Consider the following 22,983-nt stretch of genomic DNA (forward strand, 5'->3'; position numbering starts at 1 on the left):
CTTCTTCGCCAAGCTCAAGCAGTGGCGCCGTATCGCAACACGCTATGACAAACTCGCCGCAAACTTCCTCGGCTTCGTCAAACTCGCCAGCATCATGCTATGGCTCAAATGATTAAATCGTCACTACGGCCTAGAAGAAACTATTCGAATCCACCCCCGCCAGGCTGTTGACCCCGACAAGCTGGACGCTCTGTTCGAATGCGCCGTCGCCATTGGCGTCGTAGAATATCCAGCCGTCCGTCGACCCGGCGACGAAAGCCACATGATTGACCCCGGCGGTCATATTCGCGGCAGCCAGCGCGTCGGAGAAGCTGTTGGTGGCAATGGTCCGTTCGGCATAGTCGACGGCGGGCAGGGAGCCGTTCAGGAAGTCGAGGTCGATGCGGTCGCCCTCGCCCGCCTTGAAGTCGGTGATCCGGTCATAGCTCGCCGTGTTGAGCGTCGTGTCGCCGCGGTTGAACAGGAAGACATCCGCCTCCGTCCCGCCGGTCAGCGTGTCCTTGCCCGCGCCGCCGATCAGCGTGTCGCTGCCCGCGCCGCCCTTCAGCGTATCGCCCGCCGCCCCGCCGTCCAGCAGGTCGTTGCCCGCGCCGCCGTCCAGGCTGTCCTGCCCGTCCTCGCCATAGAGCCGGTCGTCGCCGCCATTGCCCAGCAGGGTGTCGTTGCCCAGGCCGCCCCAGAGGCCGTTATTGCCGCCATTGCCCGTCATGCTGTTGGCGATGTCGTTGCCGATGCCGTCGATCGGGTCCGGGCCGGTCAGAACCAGCTTCTCGATCTCGGCCGCCATTTTATAGCTGACCGAGGCGCTCACCTGATCGGTCCCCTCGCCCGCCAGTTCGACGATGAGGTCGTCATTGGCGCTGTTGCCGTCGTCGGACCAGCTGTCGACGATATAGCTGTCATTGCCCAGCCCACCGGCCATGTTGTCGGCGCCCGTGCCGCCGTCCAGATAGTCGTCGCCCAGCCCGCCGATCAGCATGTCGTTGCCGTCGCCGCCGAAGAGGGTGTCGTTATCGTCACCGCCATCCAGCGTGTCGCCGCCGCCCATGCCATAGAGAATGTCCGCGCCCGTCCCGCCCGACAGAATGTTGGCCGCGTCATTGCCGGTGATCGTGTTGGCCAGATCATTGCCCATGCCGTTGATCGCCGCCGCGCCGGTCAGCGTCAGCTTTTCGACATTGGCGGCAAGGCGATAGCTGACGGAGGCATAGACAAGATCGCTGCCGCCCCCCGCCAGTTCGATCACCTGATCGTCATTGCCGGCAAAGCCGTCGTCCGACCAGGTGTCGACATAGAAGATGTCGTTGCCTGCGCCGCCATCCATATAGTCGGCGCCCGCCCCGCCATCGATGACGTCATTGCCGGCAAGGGCGTAGATGGTGTCGTTGAGGGCAGTCGTCTGATAGGCGAGCACGGTGGTCGTCGGGCCGATCATGTTGTTGCCCGATGATCCGGTGATCGTCCTCCCGTTTTCCGCGACATCGGTGATGGCGATGGACAAAAGCTGATCATCGACGTTGCTGCCGTCGGTTGCGCGCACCGTCACCTGATAGACGCCGTCGCCATCGGCATCGAGCCGGTTCTCATAATCGGGCGGGTTGATGAAGGACAGCGCGCCGGTCACCGGATCGATGGTGAAAAGCGCGGCGTCCGCTCCCCCTGAAATGGCGAAACCGGGGACGGAGCCGTCCGCATCGGTGGCCGTCACCACTGTCACGGCGCTGGCATTTTCCGCCATGCTGATCGACGCCGAGGCGCCGCCGCCATTGGAGGTGATGACCGGCGCATTGTCGTTCAGATTGGTAATGCCGATGGCCAGGGTCTGCGAGACGCTGTTGCTGCCGTCGCTCGCGCTGACGATCACATGGTAGAGGCGGTCGCCATTGCTGTCGTCCGGCGCTTCATAGTCCGGAGCCGTCCTGAAACTCAGCGCGCCGGTCTGCGGGTCGATGGTGAACAACGCCGCGTCAGCGCCGCCGCTGATGCTGTAGCTGAGCGCAGCGCCATCCGCGTCGCTGGCCTGCACGATGGCGGCAAGCAGGCTGTTTTCCGCGACGGAGAAGGCGACCGAAGCCGCCCCGCCATAAGAGGTCAGCACCGGCGCATTGTCGTTGAGATTGGCGACCGCCACCGCCAGCGCCTGGCTGTCGCTGTTGGTGCCGTCGCTGGCCTGCACCACGACATTGTAGATATTGTCGTGATCGGCGTCGGCGGCGGCTTCATAATCGGGCGCGGTCTTGAAGCGGAGGACGCCGGTTGCCGCATCGATTTCGAAGAGCGCGGCGTCCGCTCCGCCTATGATGGCGAAGCTGATCGACGGGCTGTCGGCATCGGTGGCGGTCACGCCGGTCACCGCCGTCGCATTCTCGTTGACGGTGATCGCCGCGCTTGCGCCGCCGCCATTGGAGGTGATGACCGGCGCAAAACCGTCCGGCACATCGTTCACGGTCACGGAGAGCGTCTGCGTGTCAACGCCGCCATTGCCGTCATTGGCGGCAACGATCAGTTGATAGACATTATCGCGGTCCGCATCGGCCGGGCTTTCGAAATTAGGCGCTGTGAGGAAACGCAATTCGCCCGTCATCGCGTCGATCGCGAACAGCGCCGCGTCCGCGCCTCCCACGATGGAGAAGGAGACCGTCTGTCCCATGTCGGGGTCCGTCGCGGTGACGGTGGTCACGGCGGTGCCGTTCTCATCGACCGCCAGCGCCGCGCTGGAGCCGCCGCCGTTCGAGGTGATGACCGGCGGTGCGTTCAGCGCGGTGGAAGGCGTCGTCATGTCCGCGAACTGGAAAAATTCCACGTTGCGGACTGTCTTGCTGCCCTCCGGAGAGCCTGCACGCTGGTCGACCGCGACATAGCTGCCGTCGGTCTGGAGCGTGAAGACATAATCCATACGGTTGCCCGAAAAGACGAGCGTGTCGACGTCCGCGCTGCCGTCGATCACGTCATTGCCCGCACCGGCGAGGATCGTGTCGTTGCCTGCCCCGCCATGCATATAATCGTTGCCGCTGCCGCCATCCAACATGTCGTCGCCGGTGCCGCCATACAGCTCGTCGCTGCCCGCGCCGCCATGGAGCTGGTCGTTCCCGGCATCGCCGTTCAGCGTGTCGTTGCTGTTGGTGTCGGCATCGTCGCCATGGAGAATGTCATTGCCCGACCCGCCCGACATATTGTCGCCGCCGGCCTGGCCATAGAGGATGTCGTCATCGTCGCCGCCGGTCATCCTGTCGCTGCCGCGCCCGCCATAGAGGATGTCGTTGCCCGTACCGCCGTCGATGGTGTCGTCGCCCGAAATGTTGTTGAAGCCCAGATCATCGCCATAGAGCAGGTCGTCGCCCGCTCCGCCGGAAATGGTGTCGCTGCCACGCCAGCCGAAGATGATGTCGTTGCCGCCGTCGCCCTGAAGATTATCCTTGCCCGCGCCGCCGATGATGACATCATTGCCGAGGCCCGCCTGGACCAGCACGTCCTTGGCATAGTCGATCCCGCCCGCCCCATGCGCCGTCAGGTCGATGATGTCGTCGCCGTCGCCCAGCCAGAACTGCTCGATATTGTCGAAGCTGCCGAAGCCGCCCGCGATAACGCCATTATTGTAGAAGATCGCGTCGGACAGGTTGGACCCGTAGATGACGTCCGTGCCGGTGCCCCCCATCAGCAGGTCCATGGAAATCTGGATGTTGCTCGCCGTCAGTTGATAGGCGGCGCCGCTGCCGGTGAGAATCGCGGAGTTCCAGACGAGTTGCGCCAGCACCGCATCGGGGCGCACCGTATCGAGATTGGCGAGCCGGGTGAAGGCGAAGAACTGGTCCTTCTCACTCCCTGCCGTGATGGTCTGGCTTCCCACCACGTTGAAGAAATTCGCCATGCTCGCCCCCTGTCCAGCGTCCTTGTGAAAGGTCCGGAATCCTTAGCGGCAAATCGGGCGGAAGCGGTGGGGTCTTAGGGATAGCGCCTACACCTTCGGGAGTGCGCCTATGGGTGTAGGAACAACGTCTACTGCTCCCGGAAGGAGCGCCACATCGTATCGGCAAGGGGATCGATCATATATTGCAGCGCCGTCCGCCGCCGCAGCGGCACGACCACCTCCACCGGCATGCCCGGCTTCATCGCGAAATCGCCTTCCCGATATTGCCGGATCAGCGCGATCTGATCGGGGGCGATGGTCACTTCTCCCGCGAAATAGGCGATGCCCGTCTTCTCCTCGACGAAGCTGTCCGCCGATATGCGCGTCACCTTGCCCTCTATGATCGGCAGGCTGCGCCCCGGAAAGCCGGCGAAGCGTATCTCCGCCTTCTGCCCCACCGCCAGATCGTCCACATCGGCGGGGGAGAAGCGCGCCTCGATCACGATGGCGGAATCGCGCGGCACGATGTCCATCAGCGTCTGTCCCGCCGCGATCACCCCGCCCACCGTATGCACGCTGAGGCCCACCACCGTCCCGCTCACCGGCGCGCGCACCTGCGTCCGGGCGAGTTCGTCCCGCGCCGCGCTCCATTTGGGCAGCACGTCGCCCAGCAGCGCTTCGGTATCGCGCAGGTCGGAGGTCACCTTTTCCTGCAGATTCTGCTTCGCCTCCAGCGCCTTCAGCCGCGCTTCGCCCACCATATTGGCCGCACTGTCGCGCGCCGCGCTCAGGCGACCGCGCTGGCCGATCAGGTCCGCCCTGGCCCGCTCCAGCGCGCGGATGCGCGTCTTGCTGACGAAGCCCTTCTCCGCCAAGGTGCGCAGGCTCTCCAGTTCGTCGGTGATGAGCCGCTCCTGCTCGATCACGGAGGCGACCTGCTCGCGATAGCCCACGGCCTGAGACCCGGCCTGGCTCCCCTCATGCATCGCCACGCCCTGTTGCGTGCCGAGCAGCGCCGACCGCGCCGCCATCTGCGCCTGCTGCGCGCGCATCGCCGCCTGCGCATCGGCGCGGTCGTCCCCGGTCAGCGTGCGGAACTCCACCGGCGTCTCCATCCCCGCCCCGGCCTGTTCGGCGCGCAAACGGGTGCGCTGGGCGATCAGCCAGATCGCCTGAGACGCCAGCACCCGTTCCTGCGCGGCCACGGCAGGCGCGGCGAGCCGGATCAGAACTTCGCCCTGCCGGACGCGCTGCCCCTCCTTCACCAGGATCGCCGCGACGATGCCGCCGTCGCGATGCTGCACGCTCTGCCTTTGCCCGGCCACGGTCGTCCGGCCCGGCGCCAGCGCCGCCGCGTCCAGCCGGGCAAAGGCCGCCCAGCCGAGGAACAGCAGGAAAAACGCCGCCGCCACCAGCAGCCCGCCGCGCACCTCCGGCCTGGGGTCGACCGCCACCGGCGACGGCGGGCCGGGCGGCGGCAACAGCAAGGGCCGCGTGGTCCGCATCAGCATCAGGCCGCTCCCGCCACGGGCGCGGGACGGGGACGGGTCAGCGCGCCCAGCACCTGATCGCGCGGCCCGCTCATCCGCATGCGGCCATTGTCCAGCACGAGTATGCGGTCCGCCGGTCCCAGCAGGCCGGTCCGGTGCGCCGTCACCATGATCGCCGCGCCGCGCGCCTTGGCCCTGGCCAATGCCGCGATCAGTTGCGCCTCCCCATCGGAATCGAGATGCGCATTGGGTTCGTCCAGGATCAGCACCGCCGGGTCGCGGAACAGGGCGCGGGCCAGCGCGATCCGCTGCGTCTGGCCCATGGACAGTCCCATGCCGCCCCAGCCCAGCATGGTGTCATAGCCCTGCGGCAGTCGCAGGATCATCTCATGCACGCCGCACGCCTGTGCCGCCGCAATGACGTCGGCGTCTATCCGCGCGTCGGCGTCCGGATCGGCAAAGCGGGCGATATTGTCGCGGATCGACCCGGCGAAGAGGGAAAGTTGCTGCGGCATATAGCCGACATGCACCGCCAGCGCATCGCCGTCCCATTGCGACCGTTCCGCCCCGTCGATGCGGATTTCGCCCCGGTCGCAGGCGATGGCGCCCGCCACCAGCCGCGCCAGCGTGGACTTGCCCGCGCCGCTCGCGCCGATCACCGCGACCATCTCCCCCGGCCCGACCGCGAAGGAGAGGTTGTTGAGGATCAGCCGTTGGGAATGCGGGTCCTCGATGGTCACGCGCTCCACATCCACCCGGCCTTTCGGGCGAGGCAGGCTGGTCTGGGGCATGTCGTCCGCCGCGCCGTCGAGCCAGGCCATGACCTCCCCATGGGAGGCCCGCGCCGCGACGAAGCTGCGCCAGCTTCCCACAAGCTGGTCGACCGGCGCCACCGCCCGCCCCAGCAGGAAGGAGGAGGCGAAGATCGCGCCGCCGGAAATCTGCCCGTCTATCGCCAGCAACGCCCCCAGTCCCAGCGCGCCGGATTGCAGCATGTTGCGCAGGAAGCGGCTCACCGCCATGCGGCTGCCAGCGGCGAAGCTGGCCTCCGCCTGCCAGCCGAGCATGTCCTCCCGCTCCGCAAGGTGCCGTCGGACCATCGCGCCCTGCATGCCCAGCGCCCGCACCGCTTCGGCCCCCTGCATCGTCTGTTCCTGGCTGCTGTAGGACAGGTTCGCGGCGGCATTGGCCTGCAAAAGGGGCCGGCGCGTCGCCCGGTCGCTGGCCCAGGCGATGGCGACCAGCGTCAGGCTGCCTGCCAGCGCCATCAGCCCGATCAGCGGGTGAATCAGCGCGCAGACGAGGATGTAGATCGGCGTCCACGGCGCGTCGAACAGCGCGAACATGGCCGGACCGGTCAGCGTCTGGCGGAGTTGGTCGCATTCGCGGATCGGCTGGCGGCTCCTGCGCCCGATCCCCTCCCCCGCCTGCTGGCGCAGCGTGGCGGCGATCAGCGTCCGCGCCAGCCGCCGGTCCAGCCCGATGCTCGCCCGCACCAATATGCGCGAGCGGATATATTCCAGCAGGGAGAGGGTGGCATAGGCCAGCAGCAGCGCCACCGTCAGGAAGGCGAGCGTCGTCCCGCCCCGCGTCGGCACGACCCGGTCATAGATTTGCAGCATGTAGAGCGTCGGCGCGAGGAACAGCAGATTGGCGAGCGCACTGAACAGCGCCGCCCAGAGGAAATGCCGCTTCACCACGCCCATCATGGCCGCAACGCTTCGTAGATGGCGCAGACCTTGGCGCAATGCGCGGCTTCGCTGAAGCGGGCGCGGGCATCGGCACGGGCGCGCAGGGCCATGGCGCGGACGTCGTCCGGATCGGCGCAGGCCCGGGCCAGCGCCCCGGCGTCGTCCGGCTCGACCAGCAGGCCGATGCCGCCCTCCAGCGCCTCGACATTGCCGCCGGACCGGGCGGCGACGATGGGCGTGCCGACCAGCATCGCCTCCACCAATGTCCGCCCGAACGGCTCGCCCACGGCGGGCACGACCAGCCGGTCGCAGGCGGCGATCCAGAAGGGGCCGGGCGTGCGATAGCCCATCACCCTCACCCGATCCTCCACGCCCTTTTCCGCGATCCGCCTGCGCAGGGCGATGTCCATGGCGGGCACGCGCGCCTCCCCGAACATCAGGCCCATGACCGGCCCTCCCGTCGCGTCCGTCAGCCGGGCGATCATGTCGACGAACAGCAGGGGCCGCTTCCTCGGCACGAAAGCGCCGAAATAGCCCAGCAGCAACGTATCGGGCGATACGCCCAGTTCGCGGATCAGCGCCTCCCGCGCTCTGGTCCGGTCCACCTCCAGCGTCGTGTCGAAGGGACTGTGGATCACCGAGGCCCGGTTTCGCGCCGACCAGATGCCGGCGGGCGGCAAAGCGAAGGACGAAACCGCCAGCACCCGATGCGCCAGCGCGGGTGCGAGCAGGCGCAGGCCCAGCGCGCCGGGATCGCCGCGATGGTGCCAGATCAGCTTCGCCCCGGCCAGCCGCGCCGGCAACGCCCAGTTGGCGCTGCTCCGCCCGTCATTGACATGGACGATGTCGACCCGGTTGCGCCGCAGGAACCGGGCACGCGGCAGAACGCCGCCCAGCGTCCGTCCGAATTTCCGCAGGGTGAAGGCCTCGCCCGGCACGAAGAGCCCGTGGGCGGCGGGGTCGTCCATCTGCTCATGCCCGGCGAAGAAATTGGCGATCATGCCGCCGGGCACCTCCGTCACCACCAGCGGACGGTAGAGCGCCGGGTCGAGATGCCCGATCAGCCCCCGCACCGAAATATGGCTGCCGCCGATGCTGTCCCCGGAAAAGGGGAAGCAGATGCGCAGGCGCTCGTCCGGCGCGGCATCCGCAGGCATCAGGCGGGGCAAGGGCGCATTCATGGCGTCACCCCGTCCATCAGGTCGCGCGCCCGCTGGTCCAGAAACTGGTCGAGATTGGCCAGCCCGTCTCCGTCGCCATCGGCCCAAGGATCGGCCTTGCGCGGATCGGCGCCATGCTCCGCCTCCCACCGGTCGTCCATGCCGTCTCCGTCCGCGTCGGCATAGGGCGTCCCCGGTTCCGGATCGTCGATCAGGCCGGGCTGCTTCACGATATGCCCCTTGCGCTCGCGCACCTGCTTGACGATCCGCCGGTCGAACGGGTCGCGGGGGAAGGCGCCGGCGTCGCTCAGCACCGCCTTGTAGGCCGCGTCGGCCGGTTCGGCGGCGATGGTCGGCGGGCAGGGCGGCCGATCCACCTCCGCCGCCTTCAGCAGCGGAGAGAGATGGACGAAATCCCCGTCGAAACGGTTGTCGGCCAGATAGACCTTCGCCGTCCCCTTCGACCCCATGACGTTGCGCGCCACGCCGATCGTGTCGGGCCGGGTGTTCCGCCCCGCGACGAAGCTGTTGCCGATCAGCGAGACGGGCACGCCGCCGAAGCTTTCCCATATCTCCGCAAATTCCGACTGGCCGTTATAGAGGATGTTGTTGATCACCTCCGCGCAGGAGCCGGGGGGGAAATTGAGGTCCGGATTGCGGTCGCCATTATGGGCGCAGATATTGCCGATGAAGCTTAAATGCTGCGGCCCCCTGGGATCGCTCGCCAGCAGCGCGCATTTGTCGTGCCGCGGTATCCCCTCCGCGAAGATCGAGTTGCTGATCGTGATCCAGTCATTGTCGCCATAGCCGTTGATCAGCTCGTCCCGCGCCCAGCTTGCGCTCACATGGTCGATGATGACCTGATGGCTGTTCTCTATGGTGAAACTGTCTTCCGACCCGCGATGGGCGCCGGTGCGGTCGTTGCGGACGCGGATATGGCGGATGACGATGTCGTGCGTGTTCTTGATCAGGATCGGCGTGCGCCCTTCCGCGCCGCCCGCATGGGCGATGACGATGCCGCCGCCCGGCGCCGTTTGCCCCGCTATGGAGAGATAGGGGTTGGTTATCACCGGCGGGCGCGTGGTGAAGCGGATCGTGCCGCTCACCCGGAATATGCAGACGCGCGGGCCCGTGGCTTCGATGCAGGCGCGCAGGGAGCCCGGACCGCCGTCGGCCAGCGTATCTACGGCGATGACCTGCCCGCCGCGCCCGCCCCTGGCCGCCGCGCCATAGCCGACTGCGCCGGGAAAGGCGGGTTCGCCCCTCACCGGCTGCGCCCGCGATTCGCTGCCCGCGCCCGAACAGCCCGCCATCACAATGGGCAGCAGCATGCCGATCAGCCGCCGCCTCATGATTCGTCCCCGCTGCGCAGCGCATAGCCGTAACGTCGCAGCAAGGGCGCGCACAACAGGGTGAAAAGCCGCTGCTTCCACCCCGGCATTTCGCGCTTCCACTTGTCGTCGCCCTTGATGCTGAGCGATTTCTGCATGCGGTGGCGGCTGCCCGCGACCTGGTGCTGCGGCGCGAAGGGGGTAAGGCCGGTGGCGGGCAGATGTGGCATTTCCCCCACCAGCGCGACGATCTGGCCGATAATGCCGCGTGGATCGTCGACAAAATCCTCATATCGCACCCGGATGCAGCGCCCCGGCCCGACCCGGCGGCACAGCATCTCCGCGGCGATGTTCACCATCGACCAGCGCAGGGCGGTGTAAAGCAGGGGCTTGGGCCGCAATTCGCGCTGCACCCCCTTCTCGACGCTGCGGCCATGCCCCTTCATCAGCGACCAGGCGACGCCGCGCCCGTCGCGCACCACATGCACGACATGCAGGTCGATGCCCGGCATGGCGGCCAGCGCAAAGGCCCGGCCGGGCAGCTTCGAGGAATCGACCAGTATCGGCCGCCCCGACACCAGCGCCATGCCGCGCAGCAATTTCACGGTCCGGCGAGCATGGTCCCGCCATCCCGGCAGCCGCAGCAGCCGCGCCGGGGCCAGCAGCGCCTCCGTCCGCTCCTGTGCGCGGCGGTAACGGGCCAGAAACCCATCCGGCTCGCCCTGCGTCCAACCCGTGACGATGGCGCGCCATTGCGGACAGTCCCGCACCCGCGCTCCGCAGGCGCAATATTCACCCCGGTCCCAGACATGCCGCGCCAGCGTCGTCACCTCACCCGCGCCCATGATCGCCGGATGCTCGCCCAGCGCGATGTCGAGCAGGGTCGTCCCGCTCCGCCCATAGCCGGCCACATAGATCAGCTTGACCGGTCCCTGCCGCGCGGCACGAGTCGAAGGATCGACGGTCCGCTCCACCGTCGCCGGCGGTTCGCTGTCGCGCAGGGGCAGGATCGCATCCGTCACCAGGCTTATCCTCGTCGCACGAGACGCCTGCCGGTCCGGCGGCGCTCGGGCTGCCGTTATCCCGTCAGTCCCAAGGCCATTTCAACGGATCACAAGGCTGATCCTCCGGCAAATTCGGATAAGGCGGGCTGGCTGGAATCGCCCGATGCCCTGCCCCGAAGGGCGTTTGCGCGGAGCGGTCGCCAGGCCCAGCCTATGCCACCGTGACGACTCTCGCCAGCCCCGCCTCCCATGGTCCAGCATCCGCCGCCGCGACGGATATTTTCGCGGCGCATGAGGAAATCTGGGACAGGATCGCGCGCTGGTGCCTGATGACGGCGATCTTCCTCAGCGGTTGGGGCCTGCTGCGCGTCGGCCAGATCAATCTCACCTTTTCCGACCTCTTCTTCCTCATCAGCTTCTCCATCTCCGCGTTGCGCGGGCGGCTGAGCGTCACGCCCTTCCGCTCGCTTACGCCCTTCTGGCTTGCGGGGCTGGTGATGATGCTGGGCGGGCTGTTCATCGGATCGATCATCAACGGCGATCCGCTGCGCTGGGTGAACATCGCCCTGCAATATACAGTCGCCTTCCTCTGCATCCCGATCCTGCTGATGCAGCAGGAGGAAGGCACGATCCGCAAGGCGCCGCTGATCTTCATGCTGGGCATCGCCTGTTCCGAAGCGGTCGGCATCGCCGCCAGCGCCTTCCTGACCTATCACGACACGCTGCACTGGCTGGGCGACGGCTTCATCACCGGCAATGGGCGCCTGGGGTCCATGGCGGGCCAGCCCAATCCCAACGGCGCGGTGGTCGCCTTCTCGCTGCCGATGCTGCTCTATTCGATGCGCCATCGGCTGATCGGTGGCCTTGCCGGAGTCGCCTGCCTGATCCTGCTGCTCTGGGGCCTTATGCTGAGCGCGTCCTTCACCGGATTTTCTGCCTCGCTGCTGGCGATCTTCACCACATTGCTGCTGATGGGCGTGCGCTACATCTTCCGCCTGGGGCTGGCGGTGGCGGTGGCGGCCGGGCTGTTCTTCGCCAGCGGCGCCCCGCTGCCCAAGGCTTTCCAGGAGCGCGTCGGCAATGCCGTGGAAAGCGGCGACATCAACCAGGCGGGGACATTCCTCAACAGGTCGCAGCTCATGGAGGAAGCCTGGGGCTTTGCCGAGGACTATACCGTCATCGGCATGGGCGTGGACCGCTATCGCGAACTCAGCGCCTATGACAATCCGGTGCATAACCTGTTCCTGCTGATCTGGAACGAGGGCGGGGCGATCGCCTTTTGCGGGCTGATCGTCCTGCTGGGGCTGATCGCCCTGCTGGCGGCGAACGGACTGCGCACCAGCCGCGACAAGGGCGCAATGGCGGTGGCGGTGGTGCTGGTGTTCCTGATCTACACCCTGTCCTACCCGCACATGTATTCGCGCATGTGGGTGATGCCGGTGATGGTGGCGCTGGCGACGATCTATGTCCCCCGCAAGGCAAGGCCGGAAGCGGCGCGGCTGATCTATGCGCGGCCTGTCGGGCCGCAGCCCCTGCCTGAATTATAGGCAAGGACGGGATTCAATCGGTTTTGCCCATTGAAACGCGACATGCTCCCGCGAAGGCACTCACCCAATGGTGAAAATCCCTGTCCCCTTCATTACTGTCTCCGCTTAAGCCGACCCGATCAGCAGCGTCACATTGTCCGTCCGCGGATCGCCGCCGGTCTGGCCGGGTTTCTCCACATGCAGCACGCGGTGCAGCACGTGCCGCATGCCATAGGCCTGCGTCGCCATGCTGCCGGGGAAGACGGCCAGCGTCGCGCGGTCGATCGGCAGGTCTATCCATCGCCCGCCGGCAAAGACCTGCGTCAGCATCTGCGTCCGTTCGCCGCACAGGGCGGAAAAATAGCGATAGTCGAAATGCGCGCCCTCGATCAGCTTCTGGCCCGGCGCGATGTCCCTGCTACGGTCGCGGCGCAGCAACAGGCGGTTGATGCCCTGCAACAACCGCCCAAGGACCGGCACATCGGCCAACAGGCCATAGAGGTCGGACAGGCCGCGCGGGCTGAGCACCCCAGCCGCCTGCCACCGCCTTTCATCCAGCGCGCAGCCCGCACGGCCCCAGCGCCCCAGGGAATTGCGCGCCAGCGCGCCCAGCCGCTCGAAATCGCCCGCGCTTTCCTGATATTTCAGCCTTTGCACCACGACATGGAAATCCCCAGGCGGCGTCCCCTCCGGCGCGAGCGCCGCCATCAACCGCCAGCCGATGGCCCAGCACCGGTCCAGCAGCGCCTGACCGGGCGCATAATGCTCCCCACCCTGCACGAAATAGGCAGGACGCACGGTGGCATGATCCTCCCCCGCCTCGCGTGACAGGGCCATTTTCCGGGCGATATAGCCATGGCGTCCGGGCTGGAAGTAGAAGAGGTCGCCCAGGCTGGCGGTGATGTCGCCGCTGCCATGATAGTTGCGGGCGATGTCGACCAGCGGCGCTTCCCAGGGCATCTGCTCCGCCCTGTCCTCCAGCAGGCCGTGCCACAGCTCGGCCACGATTTCCGGACAACGCACCAGCACCGCGGCATGGCCAGCCCCGAACAGCCGGGCGAGCGATCCCGGTTCCAGTTCCTGATATGCCAGCTCCGCGATCATGGCCGGTCCCCTCGTGCGGAGCGTTCTTATCCTCGATCAACTTTCGCACAATGGCGCGGAATGGGGCGATCCGGAATAGTCAGACACGCATCAGAAATGTGAAGGCTCAGGACCCATTGCTGACGGGTTCGAGACGCCATCGATGGGTTTTCGGTCAGGACAGGACATGGGCCCCCGCCTTGATCCGAAGGGTTTAGCACCTATGCGCATCGCCGGTCCCCGATGCGCTTTTGCGCTCTTCCGCCGCAACCCGCACTATCGCTGCATTGGGACGGCCCTGACGGCGGGCGCGTCCGCGCGCCGATGCGACCGGGAGATTATCATGGCGTCTGCACAGCTCACTCTGATCGATGGCGCCGCGCCGGGCGGCGGCGCGGAAAAGCCGCGCGACCTGTCCTTCGAGTTGCAGCAGATGTCCGCGCGGCAGATCTGGTTCCTGCTCCACCGCCACATGAAGCTGGTGGCCAGCATCGTCATCGCCTGCGTCGTGGTGGTGCTGATCGTCCAGTTGCAACTGCCCAATCGCTATGAAGCGACGGCGACCGTGCAGGTGGAGCTCAACGATTCCACCGGTTCCAACCAGGCCGACGCGACCCGCAACCAGCAGCGCGTCGCCAATGAGGCGCGCATGTACCGGTCGCAGGCGCTGGCGGAGCAGGTGGTGCGCGACCTCAACCTCAATCGCAACCAGGCCTTCACCCATGGCGTGCAGATGACGGTGCAGCAGGCGGCCGTGCAGCTTACCAAGACCACCCGCGTAGTCAGTTCGACCGATTCCGACTTCATCGACATCACGGTCCAGTCGCGCAAGGCGGAACTGGCCGCGCGCATCGCCAACCGCTTCGTCGACAGCCTGCAGAAGATGCGCTCCCAGCGCCGCCAGACATGGCGCAACGGTCTCAGCACCGCGCTCGACAAGGAAACCAGGCGCCTCGCCCATGAAGTGGAGCTGGCCGAGCGCGCCGTTGCCGATTTCCGCCGCCAGCACCTGATGCCGATGGGCGCTGGCAGTGCGGAGGACTATCAGCAGATGAACCGCATCGCCGTGGAGGCGGCGTCCACCGCCGCGATGAGCAGCGCGATGCAGGCGCAGGCCGCCGGCGTCAGCCGCGCCGCCAGCATGCGGACGGTGGCGGGCGCGACCTCCCCCGCGCTCGACAATCTGCAGAAGCAATATGACGACCTGATCCGCCAGCGCTCCGAAATCTCCGTCCAGATGGGCGCCAACCATCCGCAGATGCAGGCGCTGTCGGCCCAGATCGCACAGGTCAGCAGGGCACTGGTGCAGGAGCGCGCCTCCGTCGTCGCGACCCAGCAGACCCGGAACGACACCGATGCCGGGCGCGAACGGGCGATGGCGCTGGCGGAGGCGAACGCTGCCTCCGCCCGGGCCGGCCAGTTGCAGGCGAAGCTCAACGCCATGACCGGCGCCGCCTTCCGCAACAACGCCAATCTGGTCGATCTCTCCATCCTCGACCGCCGGGCGGAGGTGGCGCGGCAGGCCTATCTCACCACGGCGCAGCGCGCCCAGACGGTGCAGTCGGAATTGCAGACCACCGGCGTCAACTCGACCATGGTCTCGGCGGCGGCGGTGCCGCTCCAGCCCGTCGCGCCCGCGCCCAAGAAGATGGCGCTGGCCGCGTTCGTCGGCTCGTCCGTCCTCGCCTTCCTGATCGTGCTGGGGATCGAGATGTTCGACAACCGGCTGCGCAGCGGGGACCAGCTCCGCCGCCTCTTCGGCCTTCGCACGCTGGCGATGCTGCCGAAGCTGGAGGAATCGATCGGCACCACGATAGAGGACAATCCGGTGACCACCCAGCCGCAGTCCCTGTTCACGGAGGTGGCCCGCAACCTGGCCAGCGAGATCGGGGAACTGCCCCATCAGGGAACCAGCCAGCGGGTGCTGGTGACATCGCCGCTGCCGGGCGACGGCAAGTCCAGCGTCGCGCTGACGCTGGCCGCAGCCGCCGCGTCCATGGGCCGCCGCGCCATCGTGGTCGACCTCGACCTGCGCCGACCCGGCCCCAGCATCCTGCGTTCGATCCAGGACGGTTCCGACACGCCGGACCTGATCGAGGTGCTGACCCATGCAGAGGAAAGCCGCCGGCTGATCCCGCAGGCCGAACGCCATGTGGACCATGACGCCGCCGAAGGCGCGGCGCCCGTCGCGCTGATGCCGGTGGTGCTCAGCACCCGCGAACAGATCCGCAATCCGGCCGCCGTGGTGCAGGGCTGGCAGGTCGGCCGCCTGCTGGACGATCTGCGCGAGCGCTTCGACCTGGTGGTCATCAACGCGCCGGCCATCCTGGCGGTGCGCGATGCGCGGACTCTCTCCTCGCTGGCGGATTCGACGCTGATGGTCGTGCGCTGGGGGCATACGACGGTCGAACAGTTGCGCGCCTCGCTCCAGATGGTGAACAACCAAGTGGTCGGTGCCGTGTTCAACCAGGTCGATTATGAGGACCATGCCCGTCGCGGCTATGGCGACGCGGTCCAGTTCTACATGGGATCGGCCGCCTATTATTCCGACAGCTTCCCCATCCGCCAGAGCTGGACGGACCGCGTCCGGCACGTCTTCACGCGCAAGGCGGCATGAGCCGCCTGCCGCCTTTGCAGGAGGCGCCTTCGCCTCTCGTTCGTTTCGAAAGCGTAATAGTGGAAGAGGATGCCCTTCGTCTCAATCTGCTGATCCTCGACGGAAGCCCGCTTCGCCGGGCCTGCATTGCCGTGGCGCTGGAGACGGCGGGCGTTAGGATATTGCAGCAATCCAGCCTGGACCAACCGGAAGCCGGCGAGCCGCCCGACATCATCCTGTTCCAGACCGGGGAATCCGAACTGGAAGGCGCCGCCCTGCCGCTGCAGATCGCACAGGCGAAGCAGCTATGGCCCGCCGCTGCCATCCTGGTGATCGCGGACCATGGCAATGAAGCGCTGATGCAGGCGGCTATCGCGGCGGGGGCGCAGGCCTTGCTGCGCTCCAGCACCGGCATCGTCAGCATGCAGCGCGTGCTTTTCCTGCTGAAGGAGGGGCTGGCGGTCTATCCGGCCGCGCTTGCCGCCACCTTGCACAGGCGCCAGCCGGACACGGTGGACGGCCTGACCGAGCGGATCGCCCAGGCGGTGGACAGGTTCAAGCTGCTGACGAAGCGGCAGCGCGACGTGCTGCGCCTGCTCGCGCAGGGCGCATCCAACAAGGACATCGCCCAGCGGCTGAACATCAGCGAAAGCACGGTGAAGGTCCATGTGCGGGCGATCATGGCGGTGAACGGCGCATCCAACCGCACCCAGATCGTCGCGCATCTGTTGAAGGGCGGGGGCGAGGATTAGCGGAACGGGTGGGAAGCGGACACCCGCTTTATCCCTCTCCCTTGAGGGAGAGGGCTGCGCAGACTTGGCAGCTTGCTGCCTTAGTCGTAGCTGGATGAGGGGGTGCGATCCAACGGATCACGCGGGCCGCAGACCCGCTTCCTCCCTCCAAATCAACCCAGGCTCCTTCGTCGCGAAGGCTTCCTATTCTTCTCCTTCAAGGGAGAAAGAAGGTCTTGAAATAGCCACCTCCCGCCCGGCTCATCCCATGCTCGCCGCGACCGGCCGGGGCTTCGCCCGCCGCAGCCAGCTCACGTCCAGCAACACGGCCGTCACCACGCCCAGCACGACATGGGCGATATTCCCGCCGATCGGTCCATAGCGGGGTACGGCATAGGCCGCGACCGCCACGAACAGCGCCGTTCCGAAGCCCGAGATCGCAAGGACCGTCCAGCTTCGGTTCATCGCCAGCATCGCTGACCGGGAAGGCGCGGCATGCAGCATCAGCATCACCGCAACCAACTGCGTCAGCAGCAGGATATAGGTTTCCGAATAGGCCATGCCCGGCCCGACCCGGATGAGCAACGGTCCCAGCAGCCAGGCCCCAGCCAACATGACGAAGCCGACCGCCCCCAACGCCATCTGCACCTGCAGCGTGGCCGCCCGGAAATTGCGGATATTGCCGTTCGCCCACATCCGCGCGACATCGGGATAGACGACCGCCTGCACCTGGGCGCCGACCTGGGTCGCGACCTTGGCGATGCGCTTGGCGAGATAATAGACCGCCGCGGCCGAACTGCCCGCCACCGCGCCCACGAACAGCGAGTCCGCTTCCGTGGTGATGACGCGCAGGGTGAGCGACAGGTTGGTCGAACAGGCGAAGCCGAAGAAGCCGGGAAAATCCTTCACCAGCCCCTTCAGCCGGGCGTGCAGCGGATTGGGGATCCCCATCTGTCTCAGGGCGCGGAAGCCGACCCAGAAGACCAGCACCGAACCCAGGGCCTGCGACACCGTCCACGCGACCATGAAGCCGATCACGCCGGCATGCGTCACCATGCAGAGGAAGGCGAGCAGGATGCGCAGCACATTGCCCGCGACCTGCGCATAGGCCAGCATCTTGAACTGGCCGGAAAGGCGCAGCGCCGCGGTCGGCACGCCTGCGATGTTGAACAGGGTCGCGACCGAATAGATCGCCACCAGCTCCACATGCAGGGGTTTGAGGCCGAACAGCGGCCCGAACAGCCACGCCAGGCCAATCGCGCTGAAGGCCGCCACCGCCGCTGCGCCCATGTCCAGCATCAGGCCATAGCAGTAAAGCCGCTGCATCCGGCGCGGCGAGCCCCTGGATTCTTCCTCCACGGCAAAGCGGATCAGCGGCTGCCAGGATTCGAAGCGCAATATCCGTTCGACCACGCGATTATAGGATAGCACCAGCACCATGACGCCGTAGGTGGCCGGTCCCAGCGACCGGGCCGCCATCGCCACGCTGACCAGCATGATCAGCGCGTTCAGGAAATTGCCCGACAGCAAATGCCCCACCGCGACCAGCCGGCCCCGGGTTCCCTTGACCAGGAAGCCCGAAAACCGGCCGCGCAGCATCGGCAAGGCGCGTGCGGTCAGCACGCCCTTCACATCATAGGCCATGACGATCCCCCTGGAGCGCGCGGCGTCGCATCGGACGCCGTCGCACGCTCCAGATTCTTCGTTGCATCATCGCGCCGGCGCGCGATGCCTCAGGAATGCGCGGATCAGGCGCGGCTTGCGACGCCCGCCATCTCCAGCACCGGCAGTTGCGCCGGATGGGGAATGGCGACGGGCAGTTCGGGTTCGACTTCCGTCACGCGCCCGCGCATGCCGTGATTGGCCGCCCAGATCGCCGCCTGGGTCCGGTTCTTGACGCGCAGCTTGCGCAGCACGGCCTTCACATGGACCTTCACCGTCGCCTCGCTGATGTCCATCCGCTTGGAGATGACCTTGTTCGGGCATCCCATGATGAGCCAGCGCAGGATTTCCAGTTCCCGGTCGGACAGGCAGGCCGCATCCACCGGGCGTTCGACTTCCAGGGCATCGGTCAGGCTGGGCCGGGATTGCAGTTCGTCCGCCAGTTGCGGTGGAAGGACGCGCTCACCCATGGCCACCAGCCGCAGCGTCGCCACCAGCCGGTCGCAGGAGATTTCCTTGACGATATAGGCCAGAGCCCCCAGCCGGAACGCCTTCAGCATGATCTGGAAATCGAATCGGTCGGATAGAAGGACAAGGTAGGAACAGGGAAAACGTTTCTGCAGAACCGACAGCGTTTCGACATCCATCGCGTCGGTTCCGTCATCGATCAGCAACAGGGATGGTTCGGTATCTTCTTCCGGCACCTCGACTTGCTGAAGCACCGTAGCCACGTTGGGATATTGGGTTACACGGAAATCCCGTTCCATCAGGATGCGGCTAAGCCCCTCCCGAACGATCGCATTACCGCACAACAGACGCACATTAACTGGGTAAGACATTGGGTGGTCCCCTCATGATCTCTTCTACGTCCGTAAGCAGGCCCCAAACGGAATGTAGAAGACCAGTAATCAAATGCCTGTAGTGCGACCCTTTCTTTTCGTTTCAACAACTTATCAGTAACATATTTGTGCCGTGAGAGTCCCCGAATGTACAATGGAAATTTCGGGTGCGCGCGACAAGGCGTTAACACATTGTTAAGTTGCTGAATTTTTCTTACCACTTGTGCAATATGCTGCGCCATCGGCAGTCAAACTTACCACTTTGGTGGTATCGCAAACGGTCTAGGGCCCCGTTGCCACATCGTTTCGCAAATGAAGCGATTCGCCCGCGAAATAACACATGTTAATTAATTTGTCGAACCAGAACAAAAGCTTCAGCGGCGGAACGATAGACGGTTGCGCCACGTAGCGTCGCGAGGGCGCGAATGGCCTCTATGGACCGCTCGTCGGGGCTGGGTTTCACCTGCGTCCGGAACGCCTGGAAGGCGGCGATCTTTCGTTCGATCGTCTCGCTGATGTCCACGAAAATGTTCGGAATGAAGGCGGGCGTGACGCCGGGGGCGAGCCAGTTGGTTTCCGATAACGTCTCATAGGCCATAACGCAGCTCGGCCCGCCGGGCCCACGCGGCCGGGCATGGACCAGCGCTGCGTTGAAGACGATCTGATGATCGAGGTGGATGTCCCCGATGAAGGGGATCAGCAGCAGGTCGGGCTCGATCCGCGACAGCGCCTCCGACAGCGCCGCATTGAGTTCGCTTCGCCTGATCTGATCCAGCCCGGCCGCCGGGAAATCTAGGAACCGGGTGTCTGCCACGCCGATCATCCCGTGGGCGCGCAGGGTTTCGGAGCGTATCTGCCGCACCAGCTCTTCGTCGAACAGCGGCGGCTGGCCGCGGGTGACGACGACGACATGCACCTCCGCCCCAGCGGATGCCGCCCGCGCCATGGTGCCGCCGCATCCCAATATCTCATCGTCGGGATGGGGCGCGACGACCGCGATCCGGCGGGCGTTGAACGGCAGCGACATCGGCTAATCCCCCAAAATGGCGTGAAGCTTGGGCGGCTTGTCCGGGCCGCTCCATTGCGTGACGATAAGGGCGGTGGCCTGACCGCAGAGCACGGTGAAGCCGTCCGCCGTCCGCGCCACGACCTGTCCAGGCAGGGCCGCGTGACGCCCGCCCATGTCCGACGGCGCCGCCGCCCAGATCCGGAGGTCCGCGCCGCCCAGCCGGGTGAAGGCGCCGGGATAGGGGCGGCCCGTTGCGCGGATCAGGCGCAATATGTCGCCGGCCGGCCGACGCCAGTCGATCAGCCCATCCGCCGGGGTCCGGCGCGCGGCCCAGGTGGCGCAGCTTTCGTCCTGGACCATGCGTGGCATCTCCCCAGCCGCGATCCGTTCCAGCGCACGGTCGAGCATGACGGCCAGCGCCCGCATATGCTTGGCGTAGAGGGTCGCCGCCGTTTCGTCCGGCGCGACATGGAAATATTGCTGGTCGACTATGTCGCCCGTGTCCGTCCCCGCATCGATCCAGAACAGCGTTCCCGCCGTGATCGGTTCCTGCTGCAATATCGTCCAGGGAATGGCCGCGCGGCCGCGCAACCGGGGCAGGGCGGCAGGATGATAGCCGATCACCCGGTCGCGAAAGAGCGCGCGAAAGGCGGTCCCGCAAATCTGCGACCAGCCCATGACGAAGGCGATGTCCGCGCCCGCGTCCCGGATGGCGGACAGCGATTCCTCCCGGTTGATATTGTCGACATGGATGACCGGGCAGCCCCGTTCCCGCGCCGCCGGCCGCAGGTCGACATGATCCGAATGGCGCCGGGCCAGAGCGGGATCGAGCGTGACGATGGCGGCCATGTCCCATGCCGGGTGGCGGGCGATCGCTTCGAAGGCGATCCGGGTGGTTTCAACTGCCCCGATGAGGAGGGCGCGCTTCGTCGGCATGCCAGTCGATCCTTTTTTCACCCCCGACCACCACCAGCAGCGTGCGGGCGATGATCTGCGCGTCGAGGCGGGCGCTGCGGTGGCGCACATAGCGGAGGTCGAAGCGCAGCTTTTCCTCGATGGTCAGCAATGTGTTGCCGCTGACCTGCGCCAGACCCGTCAGGCCAGGCCGCACCCTGCCGCGTTCCACGCCGTCGCGGCCCATGGCGGCGATGCTGTGGGGCAGCAGCGGCCTGGGGCCTATGAAATCCATGTCCCCCCGTGCGATGTTGATCAGTTCGGGCAGCTCGTCCAGCCGGAAGCGGCGCAGGAACTGCCCAACGGCCGTGACCCGCCGGGCGTCGGGCAGCAAGGCCCCGTCGCTGTCGCGCAGGTCGCGCATGCTGCGGAACTTGATCATGGCGAAGGGGCGGCCGCCCAGGCCGCTTCGGACCTGACGGAACAGCACCGGCCGCCCCAAGCAGAGCAGCACCAGCAGGGACAGCAGCAGCAGCAGGGGGGCAAGCAGCGCGAAAAGGCCGACCGCCAGCAATCCCGCCGGGCGCAGACAGGCGGTCATGCGCGCTCCGGCACCAGCAGCGCGGGCGGAGGCGCTGGCATGGGCATCGCACTGGCCGCACCGCGCAACTGCATGATGTCCAGCAGCATGGCGTTCACCTTGTCCACATCATAGATGTCGACCGCCGTCCGCCGGGCGGCGGCGGCCATGGCCGCGACACGCCGTGGATGGGCGATCATCGTTTCCATGGCCGCCGCCAGCGCGGCTCCGTCGCGGGGCGGCACGAGCAGGCCGTTGACGCCATGCCGGATCGGCTCGCGGCAGCCGGGCATGTCTGTGGTGATGACGGGCCGCCCGGTCGCCAGCGCCTCCAATATCGTGCGCGGCAGGCCCTCCCGGTAGAAGGACGGCAGCACGAACGCATGGGCGGACGCGATGAAGGGCCGCACGTCACGCGTCTCCGGCAGGAATTCGATCAGCCCCGCCTTGCGCCATTGGTCGAGATCGGCGGCGGTGTAGCCGGTCGGATTTTCCGTCTCCGGCCGGGTCAGCAGCAGGAAACGCACGTCCGGGTGCCGGGCCCGGACGATCCGTGCGGCATCGACATATTCGCCCACGCCCTTGTCGCGCATCAGGCGACCCATCATCAGGAAGGTGAAGGGCCCTTCCGGCAGCGCCTGCTCGGCAAAATGGCGCACGTCGATGCCCGAACCGGGAACCTGCATCACCCGCTGCGACGGCGAAACGATCCCACTTTCGCGCATCAGCCGATGATCGTCGCCGTTGAAGACGAAGATGCAGCGCGCCCGGGCGACGCCGATCCGGTAGAGCCGGGACACGACGGCGCGCAGCCAGCGGCGCTCATCCGCCTCCTCGCTGAACACATAGCCAAGGCCGCTCATGATCGCGAAATAGCGCGCCCGGCTCCACAGCCGTGCCGCCAGACCGCCATAGATGATCGGCTTCTGCGTATAGGCGACCACCACATCGGGCCGCTCGGCCCGCATCAGCCGCCGGTAATGCAGCAAGGTGCGCGCATCGTGCAGCGGGTTGGTGCCCGCCCGCGCCATCGGCGTCCGGCGGAAGCGCACGCCCATTTGCGCCAGCCTTTCCAGCACCTCCGGCTCCTCGTCCGGGGCGCAGGCGACGACCTCATGCCCCTCCCCGACCATCCGGGCGATCAGCGCCCCGCGGAAATTGATCAGCGACCAGGACAGGCTGGAGAGGATCACGACTTTCACGGCGCTTATGCCCTCCGGTTTTCCACATGTTGCTGCGCACGACCCCACCGCCGCTTCAGGCGGGCGGACAGATCCAACTCTTGAAGACAGCTATCACAGCCCGCCCCGCAGCCCGGCGGTGCATCGGTAGATTACCCCTTTGAGGCAATCCGCCTCCCCTCCGCGCCCGCCAACCCCTGCCGTCCGGCGCCATCGAGCCTGTGGCATAGCCCCAATGGGCGGAAGGGCGCGCCGGTCGGGTTGCGCATGGGATAAAGGATAGTGTCCGCTCGACCGATTACCGCGATGCACCCGTTCCGATAGCCTTGGCGCCACCGTCGGTTGCGGACGGCATGCAG

The 22,983-nt window shown here is 66.7% G+C and carries 16 protein-coding genes and 1 pseudogene; 4 read left to right on the forward strand and 13 right to left on the reverse strand.

Annotated features, from left to right (window positions below; translation table 11 throughout):
* Window positions 1-112, forward strand: a pseudogene (locus tag EWH10_RS20490) (IS5/IS1182 family transposase); the annotation flags it as partial.
* A gap of 18 nt (window positions 113-130) precedes the next feature.
* Here EWH10_RS20490 and EWH10_RS20495 read toward each other — a convergent pair.
* The 6 genes from EWH10_RS20495 to EWH10_RS20520 form a co-directional block, all read right to left on the reverse strand.
* Window positions 131-3,868 carry a calcium-binding protein gene (locus tag EWH10_RS20495; RefSeq protein WP_044660453.1) on the reverse strand — a complete coding sequence of 1,246 codons (3,738 nt, stop codon included), beginning with the start codon at window positions 3,866-3,868 and terminating at the stop codon, window positions 131-133.
* Between the two features lie 128 nt (window positions 3,869-3,996).
* Window positions 3,997-5,358, reverse strand: a complete 1,362-nt coding sequence (locus tag EWH10_RS20500) for an HlyD family type I secretion periplasmic adaptor subunit (RefSeq protein WP_052628082.1) — start codon at window positions 5,356-5,358, stop codon at window positions 3,997-3,999.
* On the reverse strand, window positions 5,358-7,046 hold the full coding sequence (locus tag EWH10_RS20505) for a type I secretion system permease/ATPase (protein WP_044660454.1): 1,689 nt from the start codon (window positions 7,044-7,046) through the stop codon (window positions 5,358-5,360). The genes EWH10_RS20500 and EWH10_RS20505 overlap by 1 nt, the downstream gene beginning before the upstream one ends.
* On the reverse strand, window positions 7,043-8,209 hold the full coding sequence (locus EWH10_RS20510; protein WP_044660455.1) for a glycosyltransferase family 4 protein: 1,167 nt from the start codon (window positions 8,207-8,209) through the stop codon (window positions 7,043-7,045). Before EWH10_RS20510 ends, EWH10_RS20505 begins: the two co-directional genes overlap by 4 nt.
* Window positions 8,206-9,540, reverse strand: coding sequence for a pectate lyase family protein (locus tag EWH10_RS20515; protein ID WP_044660456.1), 1,335 nt, complete (start codon window positions 9,538-9,540; stop codon window positions 8,206-8,208). The genes EWH10_RS20510 and EWH10_RS20515 overlap by 4 nt, the downstream gene beginning before the upstream one ends.
* Window positions 9,537-10,541 (reverse strand): sulfotransferase family protein, encoded by a 1,005-nt coding sequence (locus EWH10_RS20520; protein ID WP_044660457.1) that lies wholly within the window; start codon window positions 10,539-10,541, stop codon window positions 9,537-9,539. Before EWH10_RS20520 ends, EWH10_RS20515 begins: the two co-directional genes overlap by 4 nt.
* Before the next feature lie 203 nt (window positions 10,542-10,744).
* Here EWH10_RS20520 and EWH10_RS20525 point away from each other — a divergent pair, with 203 nt between their 5' ends.
* On the forward strand, window positions 10,745-12,070 hold the full coding sequence (locus EWH10_RS20525; protein ID WP_044660458.1) for an O-antigen ligase family protein: 1,326 nt from the start codon (window positions 10,745-10,747) through the stop codon (window positions 12,068-12,070).
* Between the two features lie 105 nt (window positions 12,071-12,175).
* On the opposite strand, the gene EWH10_RS20530 is transcribed toward EWH10_RS20525, so the two are convergent.
* Window positions 12,176-13,153 carry a 2OG-Fe(II) oxygenase family protein gene (locus tag EWH10_RS20530; protein ID WP_044660459.1) on the reverse strand — a complete coding sequence of 326 codons (978 nt, stop codon included), beginning with the start codon at window positions 13,151-13,153 and terminating at the stop codon, window positions 12,176-12,178.
* Window positions 13,154-13,475: 322 nt separating this feature from the next.
* Here EWH10_RS20530 and EWH10_RS20535 point away from each other — a divergent pair, with 322 nt between their 5' ends.
* Both EWH10_RS20535 and EWH10_RS20540 read left to right on the forward strand, forming a co-directional pair.
* On the forward strand, window positions 13,476-15,749 hold the full coding sequence (locus tag EWH10_RS20535) for a GumC family protein (RefSeq protein ID WP_025550571.1): 2,274 nt from the start codon (window positions 13,476-13,478) through the stop codon (window positions 15,747-15,749).
* A complete protein-coding gene (locus EWH10_RS20540) occupies window positions 15,746-16,480 on the forward strand; it encodes a helix-turn-helix transcriptional regulator (RefSeq protein ID WP_229742760.1) in 735 nt (244 codons plus the stop codon). Before EWH10_RS20535 ends, EWH10_RS20540 begins: the two co-directional genes overlap by 4 nt.
* Before the next feature lie 240 nt (window positions 16,481-16,720).
* On the opposite strand, the gene EWH10_RS20545 is transcribed toward EWH10_RS20540, so the two are convergent.
* The 6 genes from EWH10_RS20545 to EWH10_RS20570 form a co-directional block, all read right to left on the reverse strand.
* Window positions 16,721-18,103, reverse strand: a complete 1,383-nt coding sequence (locus EWH10_RS20545) for a lipopolysaccharide biosynthesis protein (protein ID WP_044660460.1) — start codon at window positions 18,101-18,103, stop codon at window positions 16,721-16,723.
* Window positions 18,104-18,207: 104 nt separating this feature from the next.
* A complete protein-coding gene (locus tag EWH10_RS20550) occupies window positions 18,208-18,960 on the reverse strand; it encodes a LuxR C-terminal-related transcriptional regulator (RefSeq protein ID WP_025550792.1) in 753 nt (250 codons plus the stop codon).
* A gap of 343 nt (window positions 18,961-19,303) precedes the next feature.
* Window positions 19,304-19,987 carry a PIG-L deacetylase family protein gene (locus EWH10_RS20555; protein ID WP_044660461.1) on the reverse strand — a complete coding sequence of 228 codons (684 nt, stop codon included), beginning with the start codon at window positions 19,985-19,987 and terminating at the stop codon, window positions 19,304-19,306.
* 3 nt (window positions 19,988-19,990) lie between these two features.
* A complete protein-coding gene (locus tag EWH10_RS20560) occupies window positions 19,991-20,905 on the reverse strand; it encodes a formyltransferase family protein (RefSeq protein ID WP_044660462.1) in 915 nt (304 codons plus the stop codon).
* Window positions 20,868-21,464, reverse strand: coding sequence for a sugar transferase (locus EWH10_RS20565; protein ID WP_044660463.1), 597 nt, complete (start codon window positions 21,462-21,464; stop codon window positions 20,868-20,870). Before EWH10_RS20565 ends, EWH10_RS20560 begins: the two co-directional genes overlap by 38 nt.
* Entirely contained in the window at window positions 21,461-22,645 is a 1,185-nt protein-coding gene (locus tag EWH10_RS20570; RefSeq protein ID WP_044660464.1) for a glycosyltransferase family 4 protein, read from the reverse strand. Before EWH10_RS20570 ends, EWH10_RS20565 begins: the two co-directional genes overlap by 4 nt.
* Between the last annotated feature and the right edge of the window lie 338 nt (window positions 22,646-22,983).

Source organism: Sphingobium fuliginis (genome assembly GCF_004152845.1).
GTDB classification, from domain to species: domain Bacteria; phylum Pseudomonadota; class Alphaproteobacteria; order Sphingomonadales; family Sphingomonadaceae; genus Sphingobium; species Sphingobium fuliginis.

What these genes read in the sequence shown, in the direction of transcription:
- EWH10_RS20500 (WP_052628082.1), bottom strand. Translation starts at nt 5,358, where the DNA reads ATGCTGATGCGGACCACGCGGCCCTTGCTGTTGCCGCCGCCCGGCCCG.
- EWH10_RS20545 (WP_044660460.1), bottom strand. Translation starts at nt 18,103, where the DNA reads ATGGCCTATGATGTGAAGGGCGTGCTGACCGCACGCGCCTTGCCGATG.
- EWH10_RS20550 (WP_025550792.1), bottom strand. Translation starts at nt 18,960, where the DNA reads ATGTCTTACCCAGTTAATGTGCGTCTGTTGTGCGGTAATGCGATCGTT.
- EWH10_RS20510 (WP_044660455.1), bottom strand. Translation starts at nt 8,209, where the DNA reads ATGAATGCGCCCTTGCCCCGCCTGATGCCTGCGGATGCCGCGCCGGAC.
- EWH10_RS20495 (WP_044660453.1), bottom strand. Translation starts at nt 3,868, where the DNA reads ATGGCGAATTTCTTCAACGTGGTGGGAAGCCAGACCATCACGGCAGGG.
- EWH10_RS20540 (WP_229742760.1), top strand. Translation starts at nt 15,746, where the DNA reads ATGAGCCGCCTGCCGCCTTTGCAGGAGGCGCCTTCGCCTCTCGTTCGT.
- EWH10_RS20535 (WP_025550571.1), top strand. Translation starts at nt 13,476, where the DNA reads ATGGCGTCTGCACAGCTCACTCTGATCGATGGCGCCGCGCCGGGCGGC.
- EWH10_RS20555 (WP_044660461.1), bottom strand. Translation starts at nt 19,987, where the DNA reads ATGTCGCTGCCGTTCAACGCCCGCCGGATCGCGGTCGTCGCGCCCCAT.
- EWH10_RS20530 (WP_044660459.1), bottom strand. Translation starts at nt 13,153, where the DNA reads ATGATCGCGGAGCTGGCATATCAGGAACTGGAACCGGGATCGCTCGCC.
- EWH10_RS20505 (WP_044660454.1), bottom strand. Translation starts at nt 7,046, where the DNA reads ATGATGGGCGTGGTGAAGCGGCATTTCCTCTGGGCGGCGCTGTTCAGT.
- EWH10_RS20515 (WP_044660456.1), bottom strand. Translation starts at nt 9,540, where the DNA reads ATGAGGCGGCGGCTGATCGGCATGCTGCTGCCCATTGTGATGGCGGGC.
- EWH10_RS20565 (WP_044660463.1), bottom strand. Translation starts at nt 21,464, where the DNA reads ATGACCGCCTGTCTGCGCCCGGCGGGATTGCTGGCGGTCGGCCTTTTC.
- EWH10_RS20560 (WP_044660462.1), bottom strand. Translation starts at nt 20,905, where the DNA reads ATGCCGACGAAGCGCGCCCTCCTCATCGGGGCAGTTGAAACCACCCGG.